The 25,962-nt window shown below is 70.4% G+C and carries 21 protein-coding genes and 1 pseudogene; 8 read left to right on the top strand and 14 right to left on the bottom strand.

All coding sequences use genetic code 11. The features are described from left to right. Positions 1 to 123: 123 nt before the first annotated feature. The 3 genes from ACWDUZ_RS16075 to ACWDUZ_RS16065 form a co-directional block, all read right to left on the bottom strand. Complete coding sequence (locus ACWDUZ_RS16075) at positions 124 to 651, bottom strand: hypothetical protein (protein ID WP_451632419.1); 528 nt, start codon at positions 649 to 651, stop codon at positions 124 to 126. Between the two features lie 455 nt (positions 652 to 1,106). Beyond that, positions 1,107 to 3,527 (bottom strand): lamin tail domain-containing protein, encoded by a 2,421-nt coding sequence (locus ACWDUZ_RS16070; RefSeq protein ID WP_451632418.1) that lies wholly within the window; start codon positions 3,525 to 3,527, stop codon positions 1,107 to 1,109. A gap of 423 nt (positions 3,528 to 3,950) precedes the next feature. Further along, positions 3,951 to 5,417: an extracellular catalytic domain type 1 short-chain-length polyhydroxyalkanoate depolymerase gene (locus tag ACWDUZ_RS16065; protein ID WP_451632417.1), complete on the bottom strand. Its 1,467-nt coding sequence runs from the start codon at positions 5,415 to 5,417 to the stop codon at positions 3,951 to 3,953. 435 nt (positions 5,418 to 5,852) lie between these two features. Between ACWDUZ_RS16065 and ACWDUZ_RS16060 the strand changes: the two genes are divergently transcribed. The 3 genes from ACWDUZ_RS16060 (at position 5,853) to ACWDUZ_RS16050 (ending at position 10,309) form a co-directional block, all read left to right on the top strand. After that, positions 5,853 to 6,680: a 3-hydroxybutyrate dehydrogenase gene (locus tag ACWDUZ_RS16060; RefSeq protein ID WP_451632416.1), complete on the top strand. Its 828-nt coding sequence runs from the start codon at positions 5,853 to 5,855 to the stop codon at positions 6,678 to 6,680. 145 nt (positions 6,681 to 6,825) lie between these two features. Next, positions 6,826 to 8,223, top strand: coding sequence for an MFS transporter (locus ACWDUZ_RS16055; RefSeq protein ID WP_451632415.1), 1,398 nt, complete (start codon positions 6,826 to 6,828; stop codon positions 8,221 to 8,223). 127 nt (positions 8,224 to 8,350) lie between these two features. Next, the gene (locus ACWDUZ_RS16050) at positions 8,351 to 10,309 is read left to right on the top strand and encodes a helix-turn-helix domain-containing protein (RefSeq protein ID WP_451632414.1); all 1,959 of its coding nucleotides are present in this window, start codon (positions 8,351 to 8,353) and stop codon (positions 10,307 to 10,309) included. A 241-nt stretch (positions 10,310 to 10,550) separates the two neighbouring features. On the opposite strand, the gene ACWDUZ_RS16045 is transcribed toward ACWDUZ_RS16050, so the two are convergent. Genes ACWDUZ_RS16045 through ACWDUZ_RS16025 form a run of 5 tightly spaced genes read right to left on the bottom strand, consistent with a single transcriptional unit; the run spans position 10,551 to position 15,420 of the window. Then, complete coding sequence (locus ACWDUZ_RS16045; protein ID WP_451632413.1) at positions 10,551 to 11,684, bottom strand: branched-chain amino acid ABC transporter permease; 1,134 nt, start codon at positions 11,682 to 11,684, stop codon at positions 10,551 to 10,553. Then, positions 11,681 to 12,568, bottom strand: coding sequence for a branched-chain amino acid ABC transporter permease (locus ACWDUZ_RS16040; protein ID WP_451632412.1), 888 nt, complete (start codon positions 12,566 to 12,568; stop codon positions 11,681 to 11,683). The genes ACWDUZ_RS16045 and ACWDUZ_RS16040 overlap by 4 nt, the downstream gene beginning before the upstream one ends. Then, complete coding sequence (locus ACWDUZ_RS16035) at positions 12,568 to 13,371, bottom strand: ABC transporter ATP-binding protein (RefSeq protein WP_451632411.1); 804 nt, start codon at positions 13,369 to 13,371, stop codon at positions 12,568 to 12,570. Before ACWDUZ_RS16035 ends, ACWDUZ_RS16040 begins: the two co-directional genes overlap by 1 nt. Further along, entirely contained in the window at positions 13,368 to 14,180 is an 813-nt protein-coding gene (locus tag ACWDUZ_RS16030; protein ID WP_451632410.1) for an ABC transporter ATP-binding protein, read from the bottom strand. Before ACWDUZ_RS16030 ends, ACWDUZ_RS16035 begins: the two co-directional genes overlap by 4 nt. Positions 14,181 to 14,184: 4 nt before the next feature. After that, positions 14,185 to 15,420, bottom strand: a complete 1,236-nt coding sequence (locus ACWDUZ_RS16025) for a substrate-binding domain-containing protein (protein WP_451632409.1) — start codon at positions 15,418 to 15,420, stop codon at positions 14,185 to 14,187. A 297-nt stretch (positions 15,421 to 15,717) separates the two neighbouring features. Between ACWDUZ_RS16025 and ACWDUZ_RS16020 the strand changes: the two genes are divergently transcribed. The 3 genes from ACWDUZ_RS16020 (at position 15,718) to ACWDUZ_RS16010 (ending at position 18,066) form a co-directional block, all read left to right on the top strand. Continuing rightward, on the top strand, positions 15,718 to 16,518 hold the full coding sequence (locus ACWDUZ_RS16020) for a CoA transferase subunit A (RefSeq protein WP_451632408.1): 801 nt from the start codon (positions 15,718 to 15,720) through the stop codon (positions 16,516 to 16,518). Between the two features lie 2 nt (positions 16,519 to 16,520). Then, a complete protein-coding gene (locus tag ACWDUZ_RS16015) occupies positions 16,521 to 17,183 on the top strand; it encodes a CoA transferase subunit B (protein WP_451632407.1) in 663 nt (220 codons plus the stop codon). A gap of 163 nt (positions 17,184 to 17,346) precedes the next feature. Then, positions 17,347 to 18,066 (top strand): hypothetical protein, encoded by a 720-nt coding sequence (locus ACWDUZ_RS16010; protein WP_451632406.1) that lies wholly within the window; start codon positions 17,347 to 17,349, stop codon positions 18,064 to 18,066. A gap of 81 nt (positions 18,067 to 18,147) precedes the next feature. On the opposite strand, the gene ACWDUZ_RS16005 is transcribed toward ACWDUZ_RS16010, so the two are convergent. Continuing rightward, entirely contained in the window at positions 18,148 to 18,984 is an 837-nt protein-coding gene (locus ACWDUZ_RS16005) for an NAD(P)-dependent oxidoreductase (protein ID WP_451632405.1), read from the bottom strand. A gap of 41 nt (positions 18,985 to 19,025) precedes the next feature. Beyond that, positions 19,026 to 19,949, bottom strand: coding sequence for an SDR family NAD(P)-dependent oxidoreductase (locus tag ACWDUZ_RS16000; protein ID WP_451632404.1), 924 nt, complete (start codon positions 19,947 to 19,949; stop codon positions 19,026 to 19,028). A 206-nt stretch (positions 19,950 to 20,155) separates the two neighbouring features. On the opposite strand from ACWDUZ_RS16000, the gene ACWDUZ_RS15995 reads away from it, so the two are divergent. Together ACWDUZ_RS15995 and ACWDUZ_RS15990 are read left to right on the top strand one after the other, a co-directional pair. Continuing rightward, positions 20,156 to 21,028: a helix-turn-helix transcriptional regulator gene (locus tag ACWDUZ_RS15995; protein ID WP_451632403.1), complete on the top strand. Its 873-nt coding sequence runs from the start codon at positions 20,156 to 20,158 to the stop codon at positions 21,026 to 21,028. Between the two features lie 238 nt (positions 21,029 to 21,266). Then, positions 21,267 to 21,427: pseudogene (locus ACWDUZ_RS15990) on the top strand (helix-turn-helix domain-containing protein); the annotation flags it as partial. 196 nt (positions 21,428 to 21,623) lie between these two features. Here the strand turns inward: ACWDUZ_RS15990 and ACWDUZ_RS15985 are convergent. The 4 genes from ACWDUZ_RS15985 to ACWDUZ_RS15970 all read right to left on the bottom strand — a co-directional run bounded on the left by ACWDUZ_RS15985 (position 21,624) and on the right by ACWDUZ_RS15970 (position 25,816). Continuing rightward, on the bottom strand, positions 21,624 to 22,193 hold the full coding sequence (locus ACWDUZ_RS15985; RefSeq protein WP_451632402.1) for a CGNR zinc finger domain-containing protein: 570 nt from the start codon (positions 22,191 to 22,193) through the stop codon (positions 21,624 to 21,626). A gap of 27 nt (positions 22,194 to 22,220) precedes the next feature. Continuing rightward, positions 22,221 to 23,414 carry a MalY/PatB family protein gene (locus tag ACWDUZ_RS15980; RefSeq protein ID WP_451632401.1) on the bottom strand — a complete coding sequence of 398 codons (1,194 nt, stop codon included), beginning with the start codon at positions 23,412 to 23,414 and terminating at the stop codon, positions 22,221 to 22,223. Beyond that, the gene (locus ACWDUZ_RS15975; protein ID WP_451632400.1) at positions 23,411 to 23,878 is read right to left on the bottom strand and encodes a DinB family protein; all 468 of its coding nucleotides are present in this window, start codon (positions 23,876 to 23,878) and stop codon (positions 23,411 to 23,413) included. The genes ACWDUZ_RS15980 and ACWDUZ_RS15975 overlap by 4 nt, the downstream gene beginning before the upstream one ends. Before the next feature lie 453 nt (positions 23,879 to 24,331). Next, positions 24,332 to 25,816: an MFS transporter gene (locus ACWDUZ_RS15970; protein ID WP_451632399.1), complete on the bottom strand. Its 1,485-nt coding sequence runs from the start codon at positions 25,814 to 25,816 to the stop codon at positions 24,332 to 24,334. Positions 25,817 to 25,962 lie beyond the last annotated feature (146 nt).

Raw genomic sequence — 25,962 nt, 5'->3', positions numbered from 1 at the left:
GCCTACTGACCCCAGACACCCCAACAACACCCCCACACCCCCAAGGCCGGCACCGACAGCAACACCCACTGCCGACACCGGCCTTCGGCACACCCTCGCCGAACTCCGGACGGCCCACGAGATTCATGCGGTATCGGGTGTTGGGGTACCGTCGGGGCCCGGGGCCGTGTGGTGTCCGGCGATGCGCGGTCGGGCAGGCCTGCTGACGGGCGCTTGGGTGAGGCGTGCGCCTTGGGGATCGACGTAGCGGCGTGCCGCGTTGATGAACCGCAGCCGCGCGGCTTCCATGCGGTCCCTGGCCTCGTCCCAGACGTCTTCATCAGAGACGGTTTGCCGGATGAACTGGTCGCTGCATTCCCAGAACACCTCGTCGACGCGTGCCGCGGCCTCGACCACAGCGGGACTGCCGACGAGCCAGATGGTTCCCAGGGCGACGTTCCAGGGCACCCAGTCCACAGGATCACCGTGTTTCCAGGCCCGGAGCAGAGCGAGCTGGACACGGGTGGACTCGGCGACGATCGCCGAGCAGGCGGCGATCTGCTTGTCACGTGCCCAGTGCATCCGGTCGCTGCGGCTGCTGAGCACCGCACCTGCCACCACGCCGATCAGCGCGGCGGCCACTCCCCCCACGGTGGTGACGGTGGTCGCCAAGTCCAGTGACATCCAACTCCCCCTCGTCGGCTGCCGTATGAAAGGACTCTGCCCGCCGTACTTGTCTGAGTATGCGCAGGAGTCGGCACAACAGCGCCGTTTCGGTCACTCCGGGGAAATACGCGCCTCGAGGGCCACGCGTTTCCGCATCGCAGTCAGCAGGTCGCTTGGGCCTCGACCGACCACGGTGCGGGAAGCGGCAATGACCACGTCGGACGGGTTCAGCAAGGGAGTGCGCGGTGCCCGCGGGTGGGTCAGGCTGTGGCGGTGCACGGCAGGGGACGGAATGACACCGCCCCGGTATGCGGCCGGATGACGGTCCACGACATGAGAGATCGCGCAGCCGGCGAGGGCCGGAGGCCGGCGCGGTGGGGTACCACGGCCCCGATACAGGTGTGCCGTGCACACGGTCGCGTGCACGGCACACCGGCGCTCCTGACGGCGGAGCGTGCCGCCTACTTGAAGCGGACCACCTGCGGGTCGTGGTCGCTCGTCTGGTCCGAGAACTCGGAGTTGATGTGCACCACCTGGTAGTGGGGCTTCTTGACGGCGGGTGAGACCAGGATGTGGTCCAGCGTCTGGGAGTTGCCGTCGTAGACGTAGCTGTAGCGCTCGTTCACCGGCAGCGTGTTGATCAGGTCGGTGAGGACACCGCCGGAGGTGAGCTCGGCCAGCGGCTTGGAGAACTGGTAGTCGTTCAGGTCACCGAGGACGACGACCTTGGCCTTCCGGTCCTTGGCGAGCAGGCTCGACACGAAGGTGTTGACCTCCTTCGCCTGGGCCGTGCGCTGGGTCTCGGAGCCGAGCGTCGGCGGCTGGAAGGCGCCGTGCACCGGCTGGTCGCCACCCTTGGAGTTGAAGTGGTTCCCGACGACGAAGACCTGCTTGCCGCGGAAACGGAACTCGCCGACCAGCGGCTTGCGGCTGCTCGTCCAGGCGTCCGACGTCGGGTCGATCCGCCCCGGGGAGACCGAGAGCCGTACGCCCTTCTTGCCGTCACGGACGGCTTCGACGGCCGTGGTGGAGTCACCGCCCGGCCGGTCCACGAAGGTGACCCGCTGCGGGTTGAAGAGGAAGACGTTGCGGATGTTGCCGCCGGGCTCGCCGCCGTCGGAGTCGTTGACCGGGTCGATGGCGCGCCAGTCGTACGTCGGGCCGCCGGCTGCCTTGATGGCGTCGATGAACCGGGAGACGGTCGCGCCGGACGTGACCGTGCCGTCGTCCTTGGGGCCGTTGTCGTCCTGGATCTCCTCCAGGCTGACGATGTCCGGGGTCGCCAGGTTGGTGACGACGCCCTCGGCCAGCCGGTCGAACTTGCTCTGCGGGTCGGTCGGGTCGAGGTTCTCGACGTTGTAGGTGGCCACGGACAGTTCGTTGGACTTGCCCTTGCTCGCCACCTGCGGCGTGAGTCCGCCCGGCTCGATCGTGCCGAGCGCGGTCGCCTGGATGTTGTAGCCGCCGTAGTTGGAGTAGTCGACGGGGCCCCTGGTGGTGCCGGCGAGGGTGTCGCCCACGTCGGCCTTGAGCTGGTCGCCGGTCAGCGAGGTCACCAGCAGCCGCCCGGAGTTGGGATCGTCGTAGCCGGTGACGACGGTGCCGCCGCGCGGAGTCGGGTTCTGGGCGGGCTTGGTGGTGATCCACGTCTCGTTGTAGGCGTTGGTGGCACCGACCACGCGGGAGTCGCCGATCTGCACGAGCATGCCCTCGTGGGCCTCCAGCCAGTCCAGCGCGTAGGCGTCTGGCCGCAGTTCCAGGGACTCGATGCTTCCGCCCTGTGCCTGCGGGGCGTAGGCGTCCGGCAGCGTCGAGGAGTCGATCACCTCGGCGGCAGGCACCGCGTTGCCCGTCGAGAGCACGGCGGCCGTGGGGCCGGTCAGTTCGGTGACGGACTGCGCGCCACCGCTCTTGCCACCGGGGTAGTACTCGCTCACCTTGCCCGAGACGAGCACGGAGTCCCCGACCTTGACCAGAGGCGTGGCGGAGCCCGTGAAGACGAACAGGCCCTCGCTGGTGGCCGGGTCGCCGTCCGCTTCGGGGTCCTGGATCCAGTAGCCCTTCGAGCCGGTGCTGCGCACACCCGTCACCACACCGGGCACATTGGTGACGGCCTTGCCGTTCTGCGGGGAGATCCGGCCGGTGCCCTGGATGTCGTGGATGCGCAGACTACCGGGGGTCGAGGTGGACGTGGGGGTGGGCGAGGGTGACGGGTCGCCGGAGCCGCCGCCCTCGGTGTTGTGGGGGCTCGGTGCGGCGCCCGTGAGGTCGGCCGCGTTGTCGTCGGTGTCGGTGAGCTTCGTGTCGCGCGAGACGGAGGTGGTGTTGCCGGCTCCCGTGGCGGGGGATCCCTCACGGACCACGGCGGTACCGAAGCCGACCAGGTCCTTGACGGTGCCGTCCGCCACGCAGTCGGCGGCGGTCAGGCAGGTCAGCGGAGTCGTCGAGTGGACCAGTGCCACGGTGCCGTTGGCCGCCGACATGGAGATCGTGCCGGAGGCGTCGGGCGTCGGCAGCGCCGTGTCGCCGCCGGATCCCTTGGCCTCCTGGACCAGGTAGGTACCGCCCGCGGGGATGGCGCCGGTGAGCGGCGTGACCTGCCACTTGCTGTTCGCGGTGGGCGATCCGGACAGGTACTGCACGGACCAGCCCTCGAGGTCGAAGGGGGCGGTGGCGCCATTGCCCAGTTCGACGAAGTCGTTCGTGTACGAGGCACCGGAGTTGCCGCCTCCGCCGTACACCTCGGAGATGACGGCGTCCGCGGAGGGCTCGGCCTGCGCGGTGAAGGGAAGCGCGACGAGCGACCCGGTGAGGCCGACGGGCAGCGCGACGAGGAGGGCCTTGGCACCTCGGCCGCGCAGGGCCGGGGGTATGCGTGTCACGTGAGACTCTTTCTCGCGGGAGCAGTTGTGTCAGAGGCGCGGCGGAGATATGGGGGGGTGCGACGGTTCAAGTCGGCGTCAAGATACGCGCGTAGACCACGTCGTACAAGGAGTTCTGCCTGATCGGTGGCAGACGTTCGCCGGCCGTTCACCGACACGCGCCGATCGCGCGCCGCTTGGACCCGTGGTCAGGAGCGGTGCCGCAGAGCCGCGTTCCGGGCTCGGGCCCCGTACTCCGTACTCCGTACTCCGTGACGGATCGTCCGCCGCTCGCGGCGTTTCCGTTCTCGCCAGGAGCGCGCCGTCCGCGCCAACCGGCGTCGGCCACGCCCGTCGCCCAGCGATGTGGTGGTCGCCGAGGACTTGGTGGCGTTGCCTGCGCCGGGCTCGTCGCTCCCGGCGCAGGCACGGTCCCCCACCGGTTCAGCAGCCGGTGTCGGCGATGACGAAGTATCCCGGGGAGGTCTCCTTCAACGTGTGGACGACGGCGACGTTGTACAGGCCCATGTTCTGGTTCGAGCCGTTGGCGAAGGTGTAGCCGAGGCTCTGGTGGGCGCGTCCGGCGCGCACCTGGTTGTAGTTGTTGTCGGTGTAGCACTTGGGCGCGGAGCCGGTCGTCGTCGCCGTGACCGGTGCGGACGACGCGCCGACGGCGCCGGAGGAGTCGACCGCGGCGACGGTGTAGCTGTAGGACGTCGCGGCGGACAGGCCGCCGTCGGTGTACATCGTGCCCGTCGCGGAGCCGACCTTCGTCCCGTTGCGGTAGACGTTGTACGAGGCGGCACCGCTGACGGGGTTCCAGGTCAGCGACGCGCCGGTGTCGGTGGTGCCGGTCACCGCAAGTCCGGACGGGGCGGGCAGGGAACCCGTTCCGCCCTGGCCGCCGCTGCCGTCCAGGCCCCAGAACTTGGCGGTGTGGTAGCTGGAGCAGATGTAGTTCAGGTAGTAGGTCCCGGTGCTGCCGCACTGGTCGGCGCCCGAGCCGGGGTTCACCGCGAGGCCGTGGGCCATGCCGGAGACCGAGAACAGGGCGACGGCGGGCGCGCCGGTGCTGTCGTTGTAGATGCTCTCCGTGGTCCCGCCGGTCAGGTTGCGGGTGCTGGAGGCCGTCTGCCCGGTGCCCCAGACGTCGGTCCACTGGTCGCGCAGCTCGGTGCCGTTGACGGGAGCGACGGTGGTGTCGGAGGTGCCCTGCCAGATCGCGACCCGCGGCCAGGGACCGGTGTAGCCGGGGTAGGAGTTGCGGACCTTGTCGCCCCACTGCTTCGGGGTGAGGTTCTGGCTGCCGTACTGGCAGCCGGACGCGGCGATCTGCGTGGGGGCGCACTGCGCGGGAAGACCGGAGTCGACGGCACCGCCTGCGAAGACGTCCGGGTAGTCGGCGAGCAGGTCGGCGGTCATGCCGCCGCCGGCGGACAGGCCGGTGACGAAGATCCGGCCGCGGTCCGAGCCGTACTGCGCCACGGCGGTGTCGATCATCTGGATGATCGAGGCCGCCTCGCCCTTGCCCCGGGTGTCCTTGGTCGAGTCGAACCAGCTGAAGCAGGAAAGGACGTTGTTGGCCGAACCGGTCTGCGGGTAGACGACTGCGAAGCCCCACTGATCGGCGAACTTCTGCCAGCCGGAGTGCGCGTGGTAGTCGCTCGCCGACTGGGTGCAGCCGTGCAGGGCCACGACCAGCGGCGCGTTCGCCGGAAGATCGGCCGGCGCGTACTCGTACATCGTCAGATTGCCGGGGTTCGAGCCGAAGTCGGTGACCTGCTGGAGGGTGCCGGCGGCCGCGGCGGCCGGGGCGAGAGGGACGACTGCCGTCAGACCCGCGGCGAAGGCGCCCAGTGCCGCGGCCAGAGCGGTGCGCCGGAAGAATCCGCGCCAGATGGATTTCAGCATGCGTGCGGCTCCTGTGAGTGTGGGGAGAGAACGAGGGCGGGCGTGGCGCGTCGCCCGGCGGTGCAGCGTCTCCGGGCCGCCCCGTGCCCGTCCCTCCGGCCGGGCGCGGCACGGGGCCCGCGCCCGGCGCGTTGTCCTGCCGGCTTGCTGGAAGCGGACCGTACGACCGGCCGGCTGGACCGGGACATGTGAAGGGCATCCAGGAACGCGGCGGCCGGCGTGGCTCGCACGCCCATGGTGTCGACGGTGACGCTGTGCCATGCGACGGGCCGGGCCGGGTGGTCGACTTCCGCGAATCGGGTGTTTCGGGTGCGCTGGGTCACCGGGAGCAGCCGTCGACCGCCCGGACATGGTGATGCAACCCATTTGATGTTGCCGAAATGTGTTGGCGGCCCATGTGTCTCACGTCATGGTTCCTACCTACCGTGTTCGGCCATGGACAGCACCAAGAGCTCCGCCGAGGGCTCGCTCCAGCATCCCGAGCCCGGTGGCACCACCGCGCCCGGTCTGGCCTCGACCCGATTCCTCACCGGGCGCAAAGCCCTGGTCACCGGTGCGGCCAGCGGGATCGGCCGGGCCTGCGCAGAGGGCCTCGCCGCGGCCGGCGCCCAGGTCTACGTGGTGGACCGGGCGGCCGAGCCCGCGAAGGAGGTGGCCGAGGCCATCGGCGGGATCGCCGTCGTGGCCGACCTCGCCGAGGCCGGCGCCGTGGAGGCGTTGCCGGACGACGCCGACATCGTGGTCAACAACGCGGGTCTGCAGCACGTCGCGCCCGTGCACGAGTTCCCTCCGGAGCGCTTCACGCTGATCCAGCGTGTGATGGTCGAGGCGCCGTTCCGGATCCTGCGGCGCACCCTGCCTCACATGTACGCGCAGTCATGGGGCCGCGTCGTCAACATCTCCTCGGTGCACGGTCTGCGGGCCAGCGCCTACAAGTCGGCGTACGTCGCGGCGAAGCACGCTCTGGAGGGCCTGAGCAAGGTGGTGGCCCTGGAGGGCGCCGCGTACGGCGTGACCAGCAACTGCATCAGTCCCGGCTATGTCCGCACACCGCTGGTGGAGGAGCAGATCGCCGACCAGGCGCTCGCGCACGGCATCCCGGCGACCGACGTGATGGCCCAGGTCTTCCTGGAACGCACCGCGATCAAGCGCCTGATCGAGCCGGCCGAGGTCGCCGAGGCGGCCCTGTGGCTGTGCTCCGGTCACACCGGTTACATCACCGGCAGTTCCATCCCGCTCGACGGCGGCTGGACGGCCCACTGACGGCAGTCACCCACTCCTCGTCCCACCCGCTGCCGGCACCGCCGGCGCACCCCACCAACGACCTCCCCCGGCCCCTCCCCTACGTCCCCCGGTGTCGGCCGGTGCGGTGGTTCCGCTCCCCTCTCGATCCGAAACGGTGACAACCATGCCCAGCGCTCACAACGCCGTGAACGACACAGGCGCCTCCGGAAGACCGGCCGGCCTGCGCAAGATAGTCGCGGCCAGTCTCATCGGCACCACCATCGAGTGGTACGACTACTTCCTCTACGGTTCGGCCGCCGCCCTGGTCTTCGGCCGCGTGTTCTTCCCCGAGTCGGACCCGCTCACCGGCACCCTGCTGTCCTTCCTCACCTACGCGATCGGCTTCGCCGCCCGCCCGATCGGCGCCGTGGTCTTCGGCCACTACGGCGACCGTCTCGGCCGCAAGAAGCTCCTGGTGATCAGCCTGCTGATGATGGGCCTGTCGACCGCCCTGATCGGCTGTGTCCCCGGCTACGACACGATCGGCGTCGCGGCTCCGCTGCTGCTGACCACCCTGCGCCTGATCCAGGGCTTCGCCCTCGGCGGCGAGTGGGGCGGCGCGGTACTGCTGGTGTCCGAACACGGCGATGCGAAGCGGCGCGGCTTCTGGGCGTCCTGGCCGCAGGGCGGCGCGCCGGCCGGCAACCTGATCGCCGTCGGGGTGCTCTCCCTGATGACGACCCTGCTCAGCGACGACGCGTTCGACTCCTGGGGCTGGCGGGTGCCGTTCCTGCTCTCCGCGGTGCTGGTCATGATCGGTCTGTGGATCCGGCTGTCCGTCGACGAGTCCCCGTTGTTCAAGGAGGCGCTGGCCAAGGCCGAGCGGCGCAAGGCGGAACAGCGGGCCGAACAGCCGCCGTTCGTCGAGGTCGTGCGCCACCACTGGCGGGACATCCTGGTCGCGATGGGCGCGCGCATGGCCGAGAACATCTCCTACTACGTGATCACCGCCTTCGTCCTCACCTACTGCGTCGAGCATCTGGGGCTCGCCAAGCAGACGGCGCTGAACGCGGTGCTGATCGGCTCGGCCGTGCAGTTCTGTCTGATCCCGCTGTTCGGCGCACTCTCCGACCGGGTGGGGCGCAAGCCGGTGTACCTGGTGGGAGCGGTCGGCGTCGGCCTGTGGTCGTGGGCCTTCTTCGGCCTGCTGGACACCAAGTCCTTCCCCGCCCTCGTCCTGGCCGTCACCGTCGGACTGATCTTCCACAGCGCCATGTACGCGCCCCAGGCAGCGTTCTTCTCGGAACTGTTCGCCACCCGGATGCGCTACACCGGTGCCTCCATCGGCGCACAGCTCTCCTCCGTGGCGGCCGGCGCCCCGGCCCCGCTGATCGCCACCGCGCTGCTCGGCTCGTACGGCAACTCCGCCCCGATCTCGGTGTACGTCGGCATCGCGGCGCTGATCACCGTGATCGCTGTCGTCGCCGCCCGCGAGACCCGCGGCCGGGACCTGGCCACGATCGAGCCGGACGACTCCGCCGCACGCACGGCCGCGGACCGGCGGACGGCCGCGTCCGCCTGACGGCGCCGCGCCGCTCACCGGCCGAGGAGGGTCGGAGTCCTGCCCCCTCGGGAGGACCCCGACTCTCCTCGGCCGTTCACCCACTTCGGACTCCCCCGCCCACCGACGACGCAACGGTTGCCCGCCCATGTCGCACAAGCACCCCTCCGCCACCCCTCATCTGCGCCGGCTGCTGGAACTCCTCGCCGCCGGCGCCCCCTCCGAGGACCTCGGCGCCGTCGCCGCCGACGCGCGCCGCGCCGGCGCCACCGTCCAGGATCTCGCGGAGATCGAACAGGCCACCGAAGCGGCACTGCGGGTGCAGAGCACACTGCGGCAGCACCGGCGCCGGGAGGCGGAGCTGACCGCGCTCTTCGACACCGCGGGCGACCTGGCGGCCCTGCGCGACCTCGACGCCGTGCTGCGCTCCATCGTCCGGCGGGCCAGGATGCTGCTGGGCACCGACACGGCCTACCTCACGCTGCCCGACGAGGAAGCGGGAGACACCTACATGCGAGTGACCGACGGCTCGGTGTCGGACCTGTTCCAGAACCTGCGCCTCCAGCTGGGCGAGGGTCTGGGCGGCCTGGTCGCACAGACCGCGCGCCCCTACGCCTCCCCGGACTACCGCACCGACGACCGCTTCCTGCACACCGGCAGCATCGACGCCGGAGTCCTCGACGAGGGCCTGGTCGCGATTCTCGGCGTGCCGCTGCTGCTGGGCTCCGGAAGCGGCGGCCAGGTCATCGGAGCGCTGTTCGCCGCGGACCGTACGCCACGCACCTTCGCCCCGGACGAGGTCGCTCTGCTGTGTTCGCTGGCCGACCACGCCGCCATCGCCATCGACACCGCCAAGGCCATGGCCGACGCACGGATCGCGCTGGCCGAACTGGCCGAGGCCAACGCCGTGATCCGGGAGCATTCCGCCGCCATGCAGCGCGCCGAGGAGTCACATGACCGGCTCACCGATCTGGTGCTGCGCGGCGGTGACGTCGCCGACGTGGCCACCGCCGTGGCCGGTCTGCTGAAGGGGCAGGTCGCGGTCCATGACAGCTCCGGACGGCCGCTCACCGCGATCGGCGGGCACGACGGCGCGTTCGCCGCGGACCCCGAGGACACCGGCAGCGCCGAGGAGGCGGCAGCGCTGGTCTCGGCGGCGAAGGACTCGCACGCGGCAGCCCACGCGGTCTTCCGTGACGGGCGCTGGGTCTGCGCGGTGCTGGCCGGGCAGGAACTGCTGGGCTGTCTGGTCCTGTACGGGCGGCCCGATCTGGACGGCCCCGACCGGCGCCTGTTCGAGCGGAGCGGCGTCGTCACGTCCCTGCTGCTCCTGCTGAGGCGTTCGGTCGCGGAGACCGAGAACCGGGTCCGCGGTGACCTGATCACCGATCTGCTCACCGCTCCCGACCGCGACCCCGCCGGTCTGGTGGCCCGCGGCCGGCGCCTCGGCATCGACCTCGACCGGCCTCACATGCTGCTCCTCGCGCACACCGACGACGCGGCCCGGCAGCGGCTCGCCGACGCGGCCGTGCAGTACCTGTTCGGCTGCGGCGGTGTCAGTGCGGAACACGACGGCTCCGTCGTGCTGCTGCTCCCGTGCGACGGCACCGGTCCGGGCGAGGCGGCCGGCGTCGCCGCCGGGCAACTCGGCCGGCTGACCGGCGTACCGGTCACGGTGGCCGGCGCCGGACCGGCGGCCGGGCCGCGGGACATCGCCGACGCGCACACCGAGGGCCTGCGCTGTCTGCGGGCCCTGCACATCCTCGGCCGCCACGGGCAAGGCGCGAGCGCTGCCGAACTCGGCTTTCTGGGCGTGCTGTTGGGCGACAACCACGATGTGGGCGGTTTCGTCACCTCCGTCCTGGGCCCACTGCTGGAGTACGACGCCCAGCGCGGCACCCAACTGGTCCGCACCCTGCGCGCCTACTTCGGCTGCGGAGGGAGCCTGACCCGGGCGAAGGAGGAACTGCACGTCCATGTGAACACCGTCGTGCAGCGGCTCGACCGCATCCAGGCGTTGCTCGGCCCCGGCTGGAACACCCCCGAGCAGGCCCTGGAACTCCAACTCGCCCTCCGTCTGCACCTGCTGTCGGGCGCCGGCGCGTGATGCCCGGCCCGCACGCGCGCAACGCCCCACCCACGCCGACCACCGGCCACGCTAGGGCATCGCGCCGTTGCGGCGCTCGACGGATGGTGCCCGACGGGAACCGGCGTGGTCACCGCGACGGCGCACCGCCCTCCGCTTCCCGCCACGCCGGCCGGCCGGCCGACCGGCACACAGAACTCCTCGTACGCCGGGGTCACCGCCCTCCGCAGGACCGCCGTCATCTCCCTCCGCGGAGTACGGGTCACGGCTGAAGGACCTCGTCGCGGTCGGCGGTGACACGGGACGTACGGGCGGCACTCAGCCGGGCCGGCAGCCGCACCACGCCACCGGGCAGCAGGTAGATCACCGCGACGAACAGTGCGCCGAGCAGGAACAGCGGCTGCGAGAGCGGCACACGGAGCACGGAGGGCAGCCCGGCGACCGCTCCCGAGCCGGCCAGGTCGCCGAGCCGATGGTCGGCCCAGGTGTAGAGGATGCCGCCGACCAGAGGACCCCACCGGGTGCCCGAGCCGCCCAGCACCACCATCACCAGGAGCGACAGCGTGAAGTCGGAGGTGGTGGCCTGCGGGGTGGCGCCACCGGTCAGCAGCAGGTACACGATGCCACCGAGCGCGGCCAGGGTGCCCGCCAGGACGAAGGCGGCCAGTTTGAAGCCGTACGGGCGCAGGCCCAGCACTTCCACGCGGCGTTCGTTCTCCTTGATGCCCTCCCAGACCCGGCCGATGGGCGAGCGGACCGTCCACTGCACGACGACCAGCACCAGGACGAGATAGGCCAGGGCGATCCAGTACAGGTTGGCGGTGTGCTCGATGCCGACCAGTGAGGCGGGCAGCCGCTCCGCCGGAGCCGCCCTTCCCTCCTCGCCGCCGGTGACACCTCCGGGGTCGCGCTGCACGAGGATGGACCCGACCTGCGCGAAGGCCAGGGTCACCATGGAGAACCCGATGCCGCTGACCCGAAGGCTGACCGCGCCCAGCACGGCGGACAGGGCCACGCCCGCGAGCAGACCGAGCAGCGCGGACACGGCGAAGGACAGGCCCGCCTCCAGCATGACGGTGTTGGTGACGTAGGTGCCCGCGGCGAAGTAGAGCGCGTGCCCGAAGGACAGCAGTCCGGTGCGGCCGAGCAGCAAGTCGTAGCCGGTGGCCAGCGCCCCGAACACCAGGCACAGTGCGAGCAGTTGCAGATTTCCGGGACTGCCGATGGGGCCGTCGAGGAGGCCCGGGAGCGGCAGCGCGCTGTAGGGCACGGTGAAGACCGCCACCAGCAGCGGGGCGGGCCACCAGCGGGCGGCGCGCCGCAGCCGTCGGGAGCGGGTGGTGGCGGGGTGGTCCGCCGTGCGGGCCCTGCCGCGCGGCTGGGTGGCGGTGGTCATGCGAGCCTCCCGGTGAGCCCCCGCGGCCGGACGAGCAGCAGGACGGCGAGCAGGACGACGACGGCGAGGTCGCCGAGCCCTGCGGTGGTGTAGTAGTTGGCGAACTGCTGGACGAGGCCCACCGCGACCGAGGCCACGGCGGCACCGGTGAGCGAGCCCATGCCGCCCGTCACGACGACCACGAAGGCGAAGATGAGCAGCGAGGTGCCCTGTTCGGGATCGACGGAGCCGAAGTAGAGACCGCCGAGTGCACCGCCCAGCGCCGCTGCCGCGCCGCCGATGGCGAAGACCAGGGTGAAGGCCTTGCGGACGTCGATGCCGAGGGCCGTGACCATGGCCCGGTCCTCCACGCCCGCGCGGACGACCAGTCCGTGCCGGGTGCGGCCGAGGAACAACTTGAGCGCGGTCAGCACCACCACGGCCGCGCCGGTCAGCACGACGCGGTTGACGGGCACTTCGGCGCCCAGCAGGCCGAAGGTCCCGGACAGTGTCTTCGGCCCGGGGAAGGGCCGCGCGTCGGCGCCCCAGATCGCGGACAGCAGGGCCGGGACGGCCAGGCCCACGCCCACCGTGGCGAGGATCTGCTCGCGCGGGCGGGTGTAGAGCGGTCGGATCACGGCGAGTTCGAGCAGCACGGCGGCGACGGTCCCCACCGCGGTGCCGAAGGCGACGGCGAGGGCGAACCCGGCGCCACCGGGTCCGGCGCCGGGCAGGTGGCCGGAGGCGGCCCACCAGGTGCCGTAGGCGCCCACGGACAGCAGAGCGCCGTGGGCGAAGTTGAGTACGTCCATCAGCCCGAAGATCAGGGACAGTCCGGAGGCGACCAGGAAGTACAGGGCGCCCAGGCCGAGCCCGGTGAAGGTGAGCAGTACGACGGTGGACATCAGGCGTCTGCCTCCGGGGATCGGGCGGCGGGTCGGGCCGCGGTGTGGACGGACGGACGAGCGGGCGTGTCCGTGGCGCCGGCGTGGCCGGCGCTGCCGACGCCGAGCAGCCTGCGGGTCGCCTCGGTGTCGGCGAGCAGGTCGGCGGCCGGGCCCCGGTGGGCGGTGCGGCCGTCGGCGAGGACGACGCAGTGGCGGGCGAGGCGGCGCACCAGAGCGAGGTTCTGCTCCACCAGCAGGACCGGTACCGCCTCGGCGGCGTGCTCCAGCACCTGGGCGACCTCGGTGACCACTTTGGGCGCCAGGCCCTTGGTGGGTTCATCGGCGATGATCAGCCGGTTGCCGTTGAGCAGGGTCCGTGCGATGGCGACCATCTGCTGTTGCCCGCCGGACAGGGTGCCGGCGGCCTGCCGAGCGCGTCGTCTCAGCTCCGGGAACAGCTCGTACACCAGGTCGTAGGCCGGTTCACCGGCACCGGGCCGCTCGGCCAGGCGCAGGTTCTCGGCCACACTGAGGGCGGTGAAGACACCGCGGTCCTCGGGGGCGTACCCGATGCCCCTGCGCACCAGGGCATGGGTGGGCAGGTGCACGGTCTCCTCGCCCGCCAGGCGGACGCTGCCGGTGCGCGGGACCAGTCCGAGGATGCCGCGCACGGTGGTCGTCTTGCCGGCTCCGTTGCGGCCCAGCAGCGCGGTGGTGCCGGAGGCGGCCACCTCGAGGTCGACACCGTGCAGGATGTGCCTGCCCCCGATCACGACCCGCAGGTCGCGCACGGTCAGCAATGGCGCCGGGGCGGGGGTCACAGCTCCTCCCCGAGGTAGGCCTGCTGCACGGTGGGGTCGGCCATCACGGCCTGCGGGGCGTCCAGCGCCAGCAGTGTGCCGTGATGCATCACGGCCAGCCGGTCGGCCAGGCCCAGCAGCACGTCCATGTGGTGCTCGACCATGAGCACGGTGCGGCCCTCCTCCTTGTGCAGCGACCGGATGAGTTCGGTCAGCGCGGGCACCTCTTCGGCGCTCACGCCCGCCATCGGCTCGTCCAGCAGCATCAGCCGGGGCTCGCCGACGAGCAGGACCGCGAGTTCGAGCTTGCGTTTCTCGCCGTGCGAGAGGGCTTCGGCGGAGGTGTCGGCGCGATGCGTGAGCTGGGTGCGTTCCAGCACCCGTTCGACCTGCTCCGGGTAGGCCTCGGCGCGGCGCCAGATGCGGTACGACGTGCCGTCGGCGGCCTGGGCGGCCAGCCCCACGTGGTCGGCGACCGTCATGCCCGGCCACAGGCTGGAGGTCTGGAAGGTGCGCCCGAGGCCGCGCCGGGCCCGGGCGTAGGCGGCGTCCGCGGTGATGTCGCGGCCGTCCAGTTCGATCGTGCCCCGGGAGACGGGACTGAGCCCGCTCACCAGATTGAACAGGGAGGTCTTGCCCGCGCCGTTGGGGCCGATGAAAGCCAGGAACTCGCCTTCGCGGACGTCGAAGGAGACGGAGTCGACGATGGTCGCGCCGCCGACCGTCCAGCCGATGTCACGCAGCCGGAGCACCGGCGCCGGAGAGGTACGGGCCTCCCCGGCGCCCGGGGCTCCCGCGGCGCCCGGCGACGTCGTGTTCGAGGAGGACATCCGCTCAGCCCGCCGTCTTCGCGGCCGGTGGTGCGACCTCGGTCATCGAGATGCTGTCGATCAGCTCGGGACGGGCGGCGGAGGCGCTGCCCGTCAGCCGGGCCGTGAACATCGGCTGCATCAGGGCGTGGTCGGACGCGCGGATCTGCTCCTTGCCCTTGGGCCCGTCGAAGCTCCAGCCCTCGAGTGCCTCGACCATGGCGGTGGTGTCGGTCGCGCTGCCGTTCTCGATCGCTCGCACGATCATCTGGGCGGCGGTGAAACCGTCGGGGCTGAACAGGTCGGGGGTGCCGCCGGCCTTGGTGATGCCGTCGAGCATGGCCTTCTCCACGGGGTTGCCGCTTCCGGCGCCCGGGAAGTAGTGCGCGAGGAAGGAGACCTTGGAGCCGGCCGCACCGAAGATCGGGTACGAGGCGGTGCCCGCCAGTCCGGTGACGACCTTGCTCGCGTCCAGCACGCCCTGCTGGTTCAGCGCGGTCCACAGGGCGGGGGCGGTGGCGCCCGCCCAGGCGACGAACACCAGGTCGGGCTTGCCGGCCCTGACCTGTCGGGCGAAGGGCGTGAGATCCGTGGCGCTGGGCGGGGCGAGTACGGAGCCGACGTGCGCGCCCTTCTTGCCCAGAACGGCCTTCACGGCGGCCACGTTGGCCTGTCCGAACGCGGAGTTCTGGGCGAGGACGGTGACCTTCTTGCCCTTGGCGTCGCCGAGCAGGGTGCCGGCGGTGAGGATGTCCTGGTAGGACTGCCGGCCTGAGCGGAAGGTGTAGGCATTGATGCCGGTGACCGCGTCGGTGGCCGCCGGGCCGCTGATGTACAGCACCTTGTTCTGCGCGGCCAGCGGCGCCATCTGCAGCGCCACGCCGGAGTCGGTGGTGCCGGCGAGGATCTTGTACCCCTTGCCCACGAGTGTCTTGGCCGCTGCGACGGCCTTCGCCGGGTCGCCCGCGTCGTCCTGTTCGGTGATCTCGATCGGGTGGCCGCCGGCCTTGTTCGTCCCGTGTGTGGCGTAGGCGAGGCCTGCCTTGAAGCCTTCCTCGTACTGCTTGCCGTAGGCGGCGAGCAGTCCGCTGCGGGAGTAGACCAGTCCGACCTTCACGGGCGCGGCCCTGTCGCCCGAACTGCCGGACGCGGTGCCAGCGGTGCCGGCCGAGGAACAGCCCGCGACCAGGGCGCCGAGGGCGAACAGGGTGAGTGCGCGAAGAGATCTGCTTCTGAAGGTGTCCGTGAGGCGGGAACGCATGACGATCGGCTCCTGACGGTGTGTCGCCCGCCCGTCGCCGGGTTCCGCAGGCCTTGGGCCGGACGGCGGCCTCGTACGCGACGACGGGAGTGCGGTGCGTGGTTGCCGGAACCCTAGGAGCGCCGTACGACGGGCGGCATGTTGCCGGTCACCGCTCTTCGAGGCCCAGTCATGTCATGGGCACACATGGTCTGTGACCGCCGGTGCAGGCAAAGGTGAAAACACCCGGTCCTGCCCCCTACGACGGGGCAGGCCGGACCGACGAACGGAACAGACCCCGGTGGGGAAGGAAACGGCATGGACAAAGTGATGGCCGCGGCCGCGCAGGCAGTGGCGGACATCCCTGACGGTGCGGTACTCGCGGTCGGCGGGTTCGGCCTGTGCGGCATCCCGTCGACGCTGATCGCCGCGCTGGCCGAGACGAGCGCGTCCGGCCTGCGGGTCGTGTCGAACAACTGCGGGGTGGACGACTGGGGGCTGGGGCTGCTGCTGCGGGCCGGCCGGATCGCCCGGATGACCTCTTCCTACGTCGGTGAGAACAAGGAGTTCGCCCGCCAGTACCTGTCCGGCGAACTGGAGGTGGAGCTGACACCGCAGGGCACCCTCGCCGAGCGGCTGCGGGCCGGAGGCACCGGCATCCCCGCGTTCTACACCCCGGCAGGGGTGGGCACGCAGGTCGAGGACGGCGGCCTGCCCTGGCGCCACACCCCCGACGGCGGTGTCGCGGTGGCCTCCCCGCCCAAGGAGACACGGGAGTTCCAGGGGCGCCGCTATCTGCTGGAGGAGGCCATCGTCGCGGACTTCGCCCTGGTGCGGGCCGCCGTCGCCGACCGGCACGGCAACTGCGTCTTCCACGCGGCGGCACGCAATTTCAACCCGCTGTGCGCGATGGCGGGACGGGTGACCGTCGTGGAGGCCGAACGCATCGTGCAGGCCGGCGAACTCCCGCCTGATGCCGTCCACCTGCCGGGCGTGTACGTGGACCGGGTGGTCGCCGTGGACGGCGCGCCGGCCAAGCGCATCGAGCGCCGCACGGTCCGCCCGGCGCCCGCCGGCACCGACGCAGCCGTCCCGCCCGCCGCCTCCGAGGAGAAGTGACCATGCCGCTCGACCGCGACCAGCTCGCCGCCCGCGCTGCCAGGGAACTGCGCGACGGTCAGTACGTCAACCTGGGCATCGGCCTGCCCACCCTGATACCCAATCACCTGCCGGACGGCGTGCACGTGGTGCTCCACTCGGAGAACGGCATTCTGGGCGTGGGTCCCTATCCGTACGACGGCGAGGAACACCCGGACCTGATCAACGCGGGCAAGGAGACGGTGACCACCATCCCCGGGACGTCGTACTTCGACTCGGCGTTCTCCTTCGGCATGATCCGCGCCGGCCGCATCGACGTCTCGGTGCTCGGGGCCATGCAGGTGTCCGCCCGCGGCGACCTGGCCAACTGGATGATCCCCGGAAAGATGGTCAAGGGCATGGGCGGGGCCATGGATCTGGTCCACGGCGCCCGGCGGCTGGTGGTCGTGATGGAGCACGTCGCCAAGGACGGCAGCCCGAAAGTCGTACCGGAGCTGAGTCTTCCCGCCACCGGCCGCCGTGTCGTCGACCGCGTCATCACCGATCTGGCCGTCATCGACGTCACCTCCGAGGGGTTGCGCCTGGTGGAAACCGCTCCAGGCGTCACCGTGCAAGAGGTCCAGGCCGCGACCGGCGCCGAACTTCTCGTCGACGAGGGCGCACAGGCGCCGGCACGCACGCGCTGACATCGTGAAGAGGGCCGCCACGGTCGGCGACGCGGAGCGGGAGGTCGGGGCGCGCTTTGCCCCAACGGCATCGGGTTTGATGCGCAGTCAGATACCTCGGCTCCGGAGCCTTCGTCGGGGGCGCCCACCTCGGGAAGCAGAGGCTCGGGCACAATCAGGAGCCGTGCCCAGTTCACGGCGGCTGCGACCGCCCCTGCGGAGGCAGCGCCCGTCCGGGGCGGAGTCGCGCCGGTCCCGGCGTCAGCGGATCGTGTCCGAGCTGCGGGCGCAAGGCCGGTACGGTCCCGGACTCCGCGACGTCCTCCCCTCCTTCGTCGGCCTCGGCGTACTCCTGCTCGCCCCCGTCCTGCTGCTCAACCGGCTCAACCGCGCGTTCGGGGTCACCGGCCTGGTGATCGGCGTCAACCTGCTGGCCGCGGCCACCATGGTGACCCTGCGCGTGCGCCGGACGTTCCTCCGCCGACGCGGTGGCCGTTACACCGCCGAGGAACTCGCGCGGCTCGATGACCGCGGGCTGGCCGAAGCCACCGCGCGCATACTGGAGCGCGACGGCTGGCAGGTGGCGGATCTGAGCCTGCGGAAGGGGCGTCTGCGGCTGTACGCCAGGGACCCCCACGGCCGCGAACTCGACGTCGTCTTCAGACCCGCTCCGACTGACGGCGACGCGACCGACGCCGAAGGGCTTTTCTGGCCCGCGTCCGTGCGGGAGACGGACCGGCCCGGCGTCGACGGGCCCGGCCGGGTCGTCGTCCGCCTCGGCGGCTTCAGCCGCTCCGAGGTGCTCTGGGCCTCCCGGCAACAGGATGTCCACCTCGTCGACGGCCGCCGACTACGGCGGTGGGCGGCGGGCACGTCCTTGGACAAGCTGGGGCCGCGCCGCTGACGACACCCGCCGCAGCTTCACGCACGCCCCTGCCACATCCGACGGGCAGACGGCCGCGTGACGCCGGTCCGCCGGCACTTCTCACCAGGCGAGCAGGCGGGTGGCTTGGACCAGTCCAGACGCGCCGGCCTCACCGCGGGCCAGGACTTCGTCGGGACGTGCGCCGCGTTCGCGTACGGCGTGCGCGAAGTGCTGTATGTCCTTGCGCATGAGTGGGTGGAGATGCTCGGCCAGGTTGGGGGTGATGTCGGTGCTCAGGGCGTGGAGGGCCGCGCTGCTGCCACTGCTGGCGCCGATGGCCTCGATCAGTGCGGGCAGGTCGAGGCCGACCTGTGCGGCCAGAGCGAGGACGTCTTCGGCGTTCTTCATGTTGGTGATGGTCAGTGCGTTGTTGAACAGCTTGGTGAGCTGTCCGCTTCCGACCGGCCCCATGAGCCGCACGGTGTCGCTGAAGGCTTCGAGAACCGGGTGTGCGGTGCGGAAGGTGTCTGCAGGTCCGCCGGCGAAGGTGGTGAGCGTGCGGGCGTGGGCGCCCGGGCTGCCGCCGCTGACCGGTGCGTCGAGATAGACCGCGCCCGAGTCGGCGACGTGGGCGCCGATCCGCTCGGCCTCGGTGGGGTCACCTGTGCCGTGGTTGACGATGATCGTGCCTGGCCTGGTGTTCGCCAGGAGACGCCGGTCGTCGAGCAGGTTCCAGATGTCCGTGTCGTCGCGCAGGCAGAGGCCGATGAGTTCGACGGAGGCTGCCAGATCGGCGACCGTGTCGTGTACGACGTGGGGCACTGCCGCCACGGCGGCCAGCGAGGCCGGCCGGCGCGCCCAAACGTGCAGCTCGAAGCCGTGTTCGCCGATCGCCTCGGCCATGGGCCCGCCCTGGTCGCCGAGCCCGATGAAGCCGACTTTGCTGATGTTCCTCATGGTCCTCTGTTCTCGATCTCTGCTGGGTCTCATGGCGCAGGTCAGCGCAGGGTGGTGGTGCTGAGGTCCCACAGGCGCTCGGCGTTCGCGGCATCGAGTGCGTAGGCGGCCACCCCCGGCACACCCAGTTCCGTCGGCCGTGCGGTCACCTGCGGGGCTTCGTTGACGTCTTCGAAGTAGCGGCCGCCGACGCCCTCGACCAGCGGGGAGGCCGCGAGGAAGACGGAGGTGGCCGCACCCTGCTCGATGGTCTTGCGGTAGGGCTCGGGCGTCCTCAGCCCGCCGGTGTGCCGCTGAAGGTTGGTCGCGATCGCCCCGGGGTGCAGCGCGTTCGCCCTGACGCCCTCACCCGCCCAGCGCCGGTCCGCCTCGACGGCGAGGAGCACCTCTGCGGTCTTGGACTGGCCGTAGGCGCCGAGCGCGTCGTAGGGGCGGAAGCGGTAGTCGAGGTCGTCGAAGACGACGGGGGAGAACAGGTGCCCGCTGGAGGAGACAGTCACCATGCGCGCACCGTCCGCCTCGACAAGTGCCCTGTGCAGGCCCAGGGCCAGGGCGAAGTGGCCCAGGTAGTTGGTGGCGAACTGCTGCTCGTGACCGCCGGTGCCCCGCTCCAGCGCGGGCAGCATCATGATCCCGGCATTGTTGACCAAGATGTGCAGGGGGCCGGCCCAGTCGGCGCAGAACGCCTTCACCGAGTCCAGGTCCGCCACGTCCAGCCGGGCGACGCCAATGGCGTCGTTGCCGGTTTTGGCCCTCAGGTCGGCTGCGATCTCCTCCCCGGCATCGGGCCGCCGGACCGCGAGTGTGACATCGGCGCCGGCGGACGCCAGCGCACGGGCGGTCTCCACTCCGATGCCGGAGGTGGCGCCGGTGATCACGGCACGCTTGCCGGACAGATCGACACCGTCGATCACCTGCGAAGCGGTCGAGTGGCGGTCGAAGGGACCACGGAAAAGCTCAGACACGAGTGCTCCTCGGTCGGGAGGTGGCTACGGAAGCACGACCTCACCTGCTCCGCCGCATCCGCGGAGACCCGCTCATCGACTGGTTCTGTCGATTTCGGCCGTGCTCTGCCACTGTGCGGCAGCTGTGGCGGGGCCGCCCAGGACCGGCTGAGACTGGGACTGGCAGGGCCACCCGGACGGGGCAGCGGCTGCGTACCCTGGAACGCATGGCAGCCACCGGCGACCTGGGCCCCCTGGCCACGTATCTGCGCGCCCGCAGGAAACTCGTCCAGCCCGCCGCGGTGGGCATCCCCGACACCGGCAATCGGCGTGTCGCGGGCCTGCGCCGGGAAGAAGTCGCCTTCCTCGCCGGGGTCAGCTCCGACTACTACGTGCGCCTGGAACAAGGCCGCGACCGGCACCCTTCCGAACAGGTCCTGGTCAGCATCGCCAACGCACTGCAACTGGACGAGGAGGCCACCGCGTACCTCGTTCAGCTCGCCGCCTCCCCCAGCGCCCGTCGCCGACGCCCCCGCCGTCCCGAGAAGGTCGGCGAGGGCATCCGTAGCCTGATCAACATCTGGCCGCTGACCCCCGCGTACGTCCACGGCACGTACATGGACGTGCTCGCCGCCAACCGCCTGGCGATCGCGCTCTCCTCCTTCAACGCACCCGGCCACAACAGCATCCTCGCCGCCTTCCTGGAACCGGAACTGCGCGCCCTGCACGCCGACTGGGATGAGATGACCGCCCGCATCGTGCCCTACCTCCGGTCCGTCGCCGGACCGGACATCGACGATCCGCGCCTCGTCGAAATCGTGGGCGAACTCTCCGTACGCAGCGAGCGCTTCCGCAGACTCTGGGCACGCCAGGACGTCAAGCACAAGGCCACCGGCACCAGCCGACTGCAACACCCACAGGTCGGTGTCCTGGAACTGCGCTATGAGAAACTTCTGATCCCCGGTACCCGAGGACACACCCTCGTCACCTACCATGCCCGCCCCGGCAGCGACTCCGAAGACCGCCTGCGCCTGCTCGCCTCTCTGGACGACTCCGCCCTCACGTCTGCGGACGCCGTTCGTATTGCCACGGACAGCTGATTCGTCCGCTCTGATCGGCATCGCGGGACAACCGGGACTGTCTTTAGTTCTTCGTCGGACAGGCCCGGCCAGCCGGTCGGCGGGGAGCGGCCCGGCAGCAGTGTGACGGTTCATGCTCGTGGAAGGGGCGCGCAGGCGGTCGCTGTCGACGCCGAGGCGCTGCATGGCAGCGACGGCGTCCTCCAGTCCGTCCCGGGTGAAGTCGTACCGGCCCGAATCCGGGCGGCCCCCAAAGGGGGAGGTGTGGACCGCCGCTCGGGTGGCCATGTTGATCGGCAGGAAGTTCCAGGTCTCGCACAGCTTCTCGGGTGTGACGAAGCCGATGACCGGCTCGGCTTCAGCCCACAGGTCCCCGCGAGGTGGGTCACCGAACCCGACGGGCAGGCCGTCACCGTCTTCGGTACCGGCCCGACACCCTCAACGGCTTCATAGCCGGCACCGGCCTGACCTTCGACGATCCAGCCTCACCCTGACAAGCCGAAGTAAGTGACGCGCGCGTTCGCTCATCTCGAAGGCTTTCCCACCGTAAGAGCTGGTGACTCGCAGACAGCAGCGCGCTGCGAAGGCAGAGCCGCCCTGGCGAGAGCCTAAGTGGTCAGCGCGCCTCCTGCTGCCTCCGCTTGCGGTACGTTGCCACCTTGTGCCGGTTCCCGCACTCGGCCATGCCGCACCAGCGGCGGTTGGCGGACCGCGAGAGGTCCACGAAGAGGCGGGTGCAGTCCTCGTTCAGGCATTCCCTCACGCGAGCGACTTCGTCACCACCCAGCAGATCCACAGCATCCCGGGCCACTGCGCCGAGTATCTCGTCAATACCCCCGGTACGGGTCAGGTGCCCGTCTGCATCAAGTTGGTGCCTCGGAAGCGGCAGCCGGGCGGCCTCGTTCACCTCGGCAAGAGCCTCCTGCACCTCCACGTCCGAAACCGGTGCCGGTGGCCACCTGCGGATGAGTGCGTACACGGCTTCCCTGAGACGGCGCACTCGCCACAGGGCGCGTGCGTCCATCGGGCCGGGCGCGTCGAGTAGTCCCGCCTGGTCGGTCCAGCGTCGCAGGTCGTCCGGACAACGCAGCAGTTCGATGCGCCGGCTTCGTCGCCAGAGCAAGGTGCCCGCCAGGTCGAGGGACAGCCGCCCGCTGACAAAGACGAAGTCATTCACGAGATCCATGGTGCCAGGTGGTCTCCGGCACCGACGTCACCCCTCCCGGCTGCTCAGCGCGGCTGTGACTCTCGCCAGGATCTCCTCCAGTATCGGTTGCGAGGTGGCGAAGTTCAGTCGCAGGAAACCATGGGCCTCCGGGCCGAAAGGGGCACCGCCGTCCAGCAGGACCCTGCCGTCCCTCAGCACCTTCTCCACCGGTGGCTCGCCCAGGCCGAGCGGCCGGGTGTCCAGCCATGCCAGGTAGGTGGCGTCGGGCAGGTGGTGCCGGACCAGCGGGAGCCTCCTGCTGACCACTTCGTGGACGCGCCGGCGATTGCGGTCCAGAACGGTCAGGAGATCACGCTGCCAGGCGTCGCTGTGTTCCCACGCGGCCTGAGTGGCCACAACGCCTAGTGGTGAAACGGTGCCGTACAGATCGGGCGGCTGTGCGTCCCGCAGGGTGAGAAGGCGGTCGGGGCCGTAATGCGTGACGGCACAACGGATGGCCGCCAGGTTGAAGGCCTTGGTCGCGGAGGTGAGAGTGACTGTGCGCTGCGCGGCGTCGTCGGACAGGCTTGCGAAGGGGATGTGCTGGTGCGGGGCGTAGGTCAGCTCCGCGTGGATCTCGTCGCTGATCACGAGCAGGTCGTGGCGCCGCGCGATGGCCGCGAGTTCGCCGAGTTCGTTGTGCGTCAGCATCCGGCCGGTGGGATTGTGCGGGTTCACCAGAACGAGTGCCTTACAGCCGGACCGCTTCACGGCGGCGTCCAGGGCGGCGAAGTCCATGCGCCAGCCGTCGTCCGTGTCTTCCATCGGGATGGGCACGACGCGCCGGTTCATCGTCCGCAATGTCGCGAAGAACGGCGGGTAGTTGGGAACCTGTATCGCCACGGCGTCCCCGTCCGACGTCGCGAGGTGAAGGATGAGCTGGAGACACTGGATCAGATCGGTCTGCTCGCGCACCCGATCGGCCGACGCTGTCCAGCCGTAACGCTCGGCCATCCGCTTGGCGAAGACCCGGCGCAGCGGGCTGCCGTCCGGCCAGTCCGGGTAACCGAGGTCGTGTCTGTCGACGGCGTCGTGCAGCGCGGCCACCACGGGCGGAGGAGTGGGGAAGTCCATGTCCGCCACCCACGCCGGCAGGACGTTCTGATCAGGGCGGTTCCACTTCACGCTTCTGCGAGCACGTAGCCAATCGAGGTCGAGGTCGTCGAAGCCGGGGATGCTCTGAGCCGGTTCGGGCGTCATGCCAGGACTCCCGCACGCAGCACATCGTGGGTGATCTGAATTTGCCCGTGGTGCTGGGCCAGCTCTTCCAGTACGTGAAGCTGGACGCCTGCCACGGTCAGCGGACGGTCCGGCCCCTCGAAGTCGGCAGGAGGTGTGTTGCGCGGCGGCTGTGTCGGCAGTGTCTCAAAGAGGTCTGCCCGCAGGCGTGCGAGGAGAGCATCGACCTCCCCCCGCAGGAGCTGCACGGTCCCCTTCGCCGTGAACTCGGACGGCCGGTCCCGCAGGACATGACGCCCCGCGATCACGTGGCCGATCCAATAGTCAGCCACCGCGACGCAGTGGTGGGCGATGGCGTAAGGGGAGTTGGCGTCAGGCAGCGGCGGTGCGGTGTTTCCGAGGTCGTCGCCCAGCCGTTCCAGTGCCTCGAACATGCCGTCGAAGGCGCGGCTAAGGAAGTACAGGTACTCGTCTTGATCGTGCACGGTGCCTCCATGGTGGTGGGGAGCACCACTATTGGCAGCCCAGAGACACCTGTCAAGCCGGTGTCAATCACGGCAAGTGAATCCCCTTGCGTCACAAAAAAGGGAGAAAGAGGACGAGATCTACCCATCAAGGTAACCTACATAGATGGTGTCGGGTGTGTTTCGTGACTGTCGGCGTGACCGCCGTAGCGACAGACCCGACGTACTACGGCCGTTGCCCAAGCCGCTGACGACTGCATCGGCCTGATGCGTGGACCGTGCCCGCCGGCATTGACCGGGCATGGACACCACGCACGGACGCTGGCCGGAAGCGGAACGAACCAGGACGCCGGCGCGGCAGGGGCGTACCCTGCGCAGACGGCCATGGAAACGCTCATGCCCAACTGTCGGCGCGGCAGGCCGCCCGCGGCCCGCGTCGCGTCCCCACCGGCGGCCCTGGTGAGCCTGCACCTGTTACTCGGCGGCCTGAAGCTCCGAGGTCTCCGTGCTCTTGGCCGCGACGACCGGCTCGTGATTCGACTTGCCGGCGTTGACGGCGACGAACGCGATCAGTGCCGCCGCGGCAAGGAATCCGGTAGCCCACCAGTAGGCGACGGAGTAGCCGTGCACCAGTGACAGGCCGGAGAGGGAGGCGGCACCGTGACGGGAGGCGACGTATCCGGTCGTGGCGCTCGCGGCGATGGTGTTGAGCAACGCGGTGCCGATGGAACCGCCCATCTGCTGCGACGTGTTGGTCATGGCGGAGGCGACCCCGACGTCGCGGGGTTCGACACCGTGGGCGCCCAGGCTGAAGGCGGGCAGGAACGCCGTGCCGATACCGGCGCCCACTACGATTTCGGCCACTGCGATGTACCCGAACGAGGAATCGACGTCGAGCAGGGCGAGCATCAGCACGCCTGCGCCGGACACCGCGTAACCGGCGCCCATCAGGAGGCCGGGCCGGACCCGGTGAGAGAGGCGGGCGCCGATCTGTGTGGAGCCGATGGCCTGCGCGGCCGCCATCGGGATGAAAGCCGCTCCGCTCTGCACCGGTGTGTATCCCTTCACCAACTGGAAGTAGTAGCTGAGGAAGAGGAACATGCCGAACATGGACATGACTGACAGGGCCAGCGAGAGATAGGCGCCCGCACGGTTCCGTTCGGTGAGTACGCGCAGCGGCAGCAGCGGCGATGCCACCTTGGCCTCAAGCAGGACGAAGGCCGCCAGCAGGAGAGCGGACAGGACGAACATACCGACGGTCACACCCGCACCCCAGCCGTTGCTCTCCGCCTTGGCAAAGCCGAACACCAGGGCGACGGCGCCGCCGCTGGCCAGGATGGCCCCCGGTACGTCCAGCCGGCCGCCCTCTGCGTGCGCGCCCGGGTCGCGCACCACGGTCAGCACACCGATGATGCCGATGGCCGCAATGGGCAGATTGATGTAGAACCCCCAGCGCCAGTCGGTGTACTCGGTGAATATCCCGCCAAGCAGGAGGCCCAGGGCGCCGCCCGCGGTGGCGATGGCACCGTAGACGCCGAAGGCCTTGGCGCGCTCCCTGGCGTCGGTGAACGCCAGGGAGATCAGCGCCAGAGCGGCTGGCGCGAGGAGCGCGCCGAAGACTCCCTGGAGGGCACGGGCAGTGAGGAGCGTGGGCAGGTTCTGTGCCGCACCGCCGATGCCCGAGGCCAGGGCGAAGCCGACCAATCCGATCACGAACACCCTCTTGCGCCCCCAGAGGTCGCCCAGGCGTCCGCCCAGAATGAGCAGACCTCCGAAGGCCAAGCCGTATGCGGTGATGACCCACTGCCGGCCGCCGTCGGTGAAGTGCAGATCCTGCTGGGCAGAAGGCAGGGCGATGTTCATGATCGCCCCATCCAGGAAGACCATCAACTGGGCGACAGCGATGAAGAACAGGGCCAACCAGCGCCGGGGATCGGGCTGGTGGATGTCTTGGGACATGGTATGGATTCCTCTGGGATGTCGTTCGTGGGCCGGAATGGTCGGCCGCGCTGCGTTGGCGGATGCGCCGGGCCGGGGTGAACGCGCCTTCTTCGGGGCCCATCAGACGGTGGTACTTTCATTCTCGAGCGTTCGTTAAAGTAAAT

The organism is Streptomyces sp. NPDC003393, from assembly GCF_053589015.1.
This window is presented reverse-complemented; position numbering and strand designations above follow the sequence as displayed.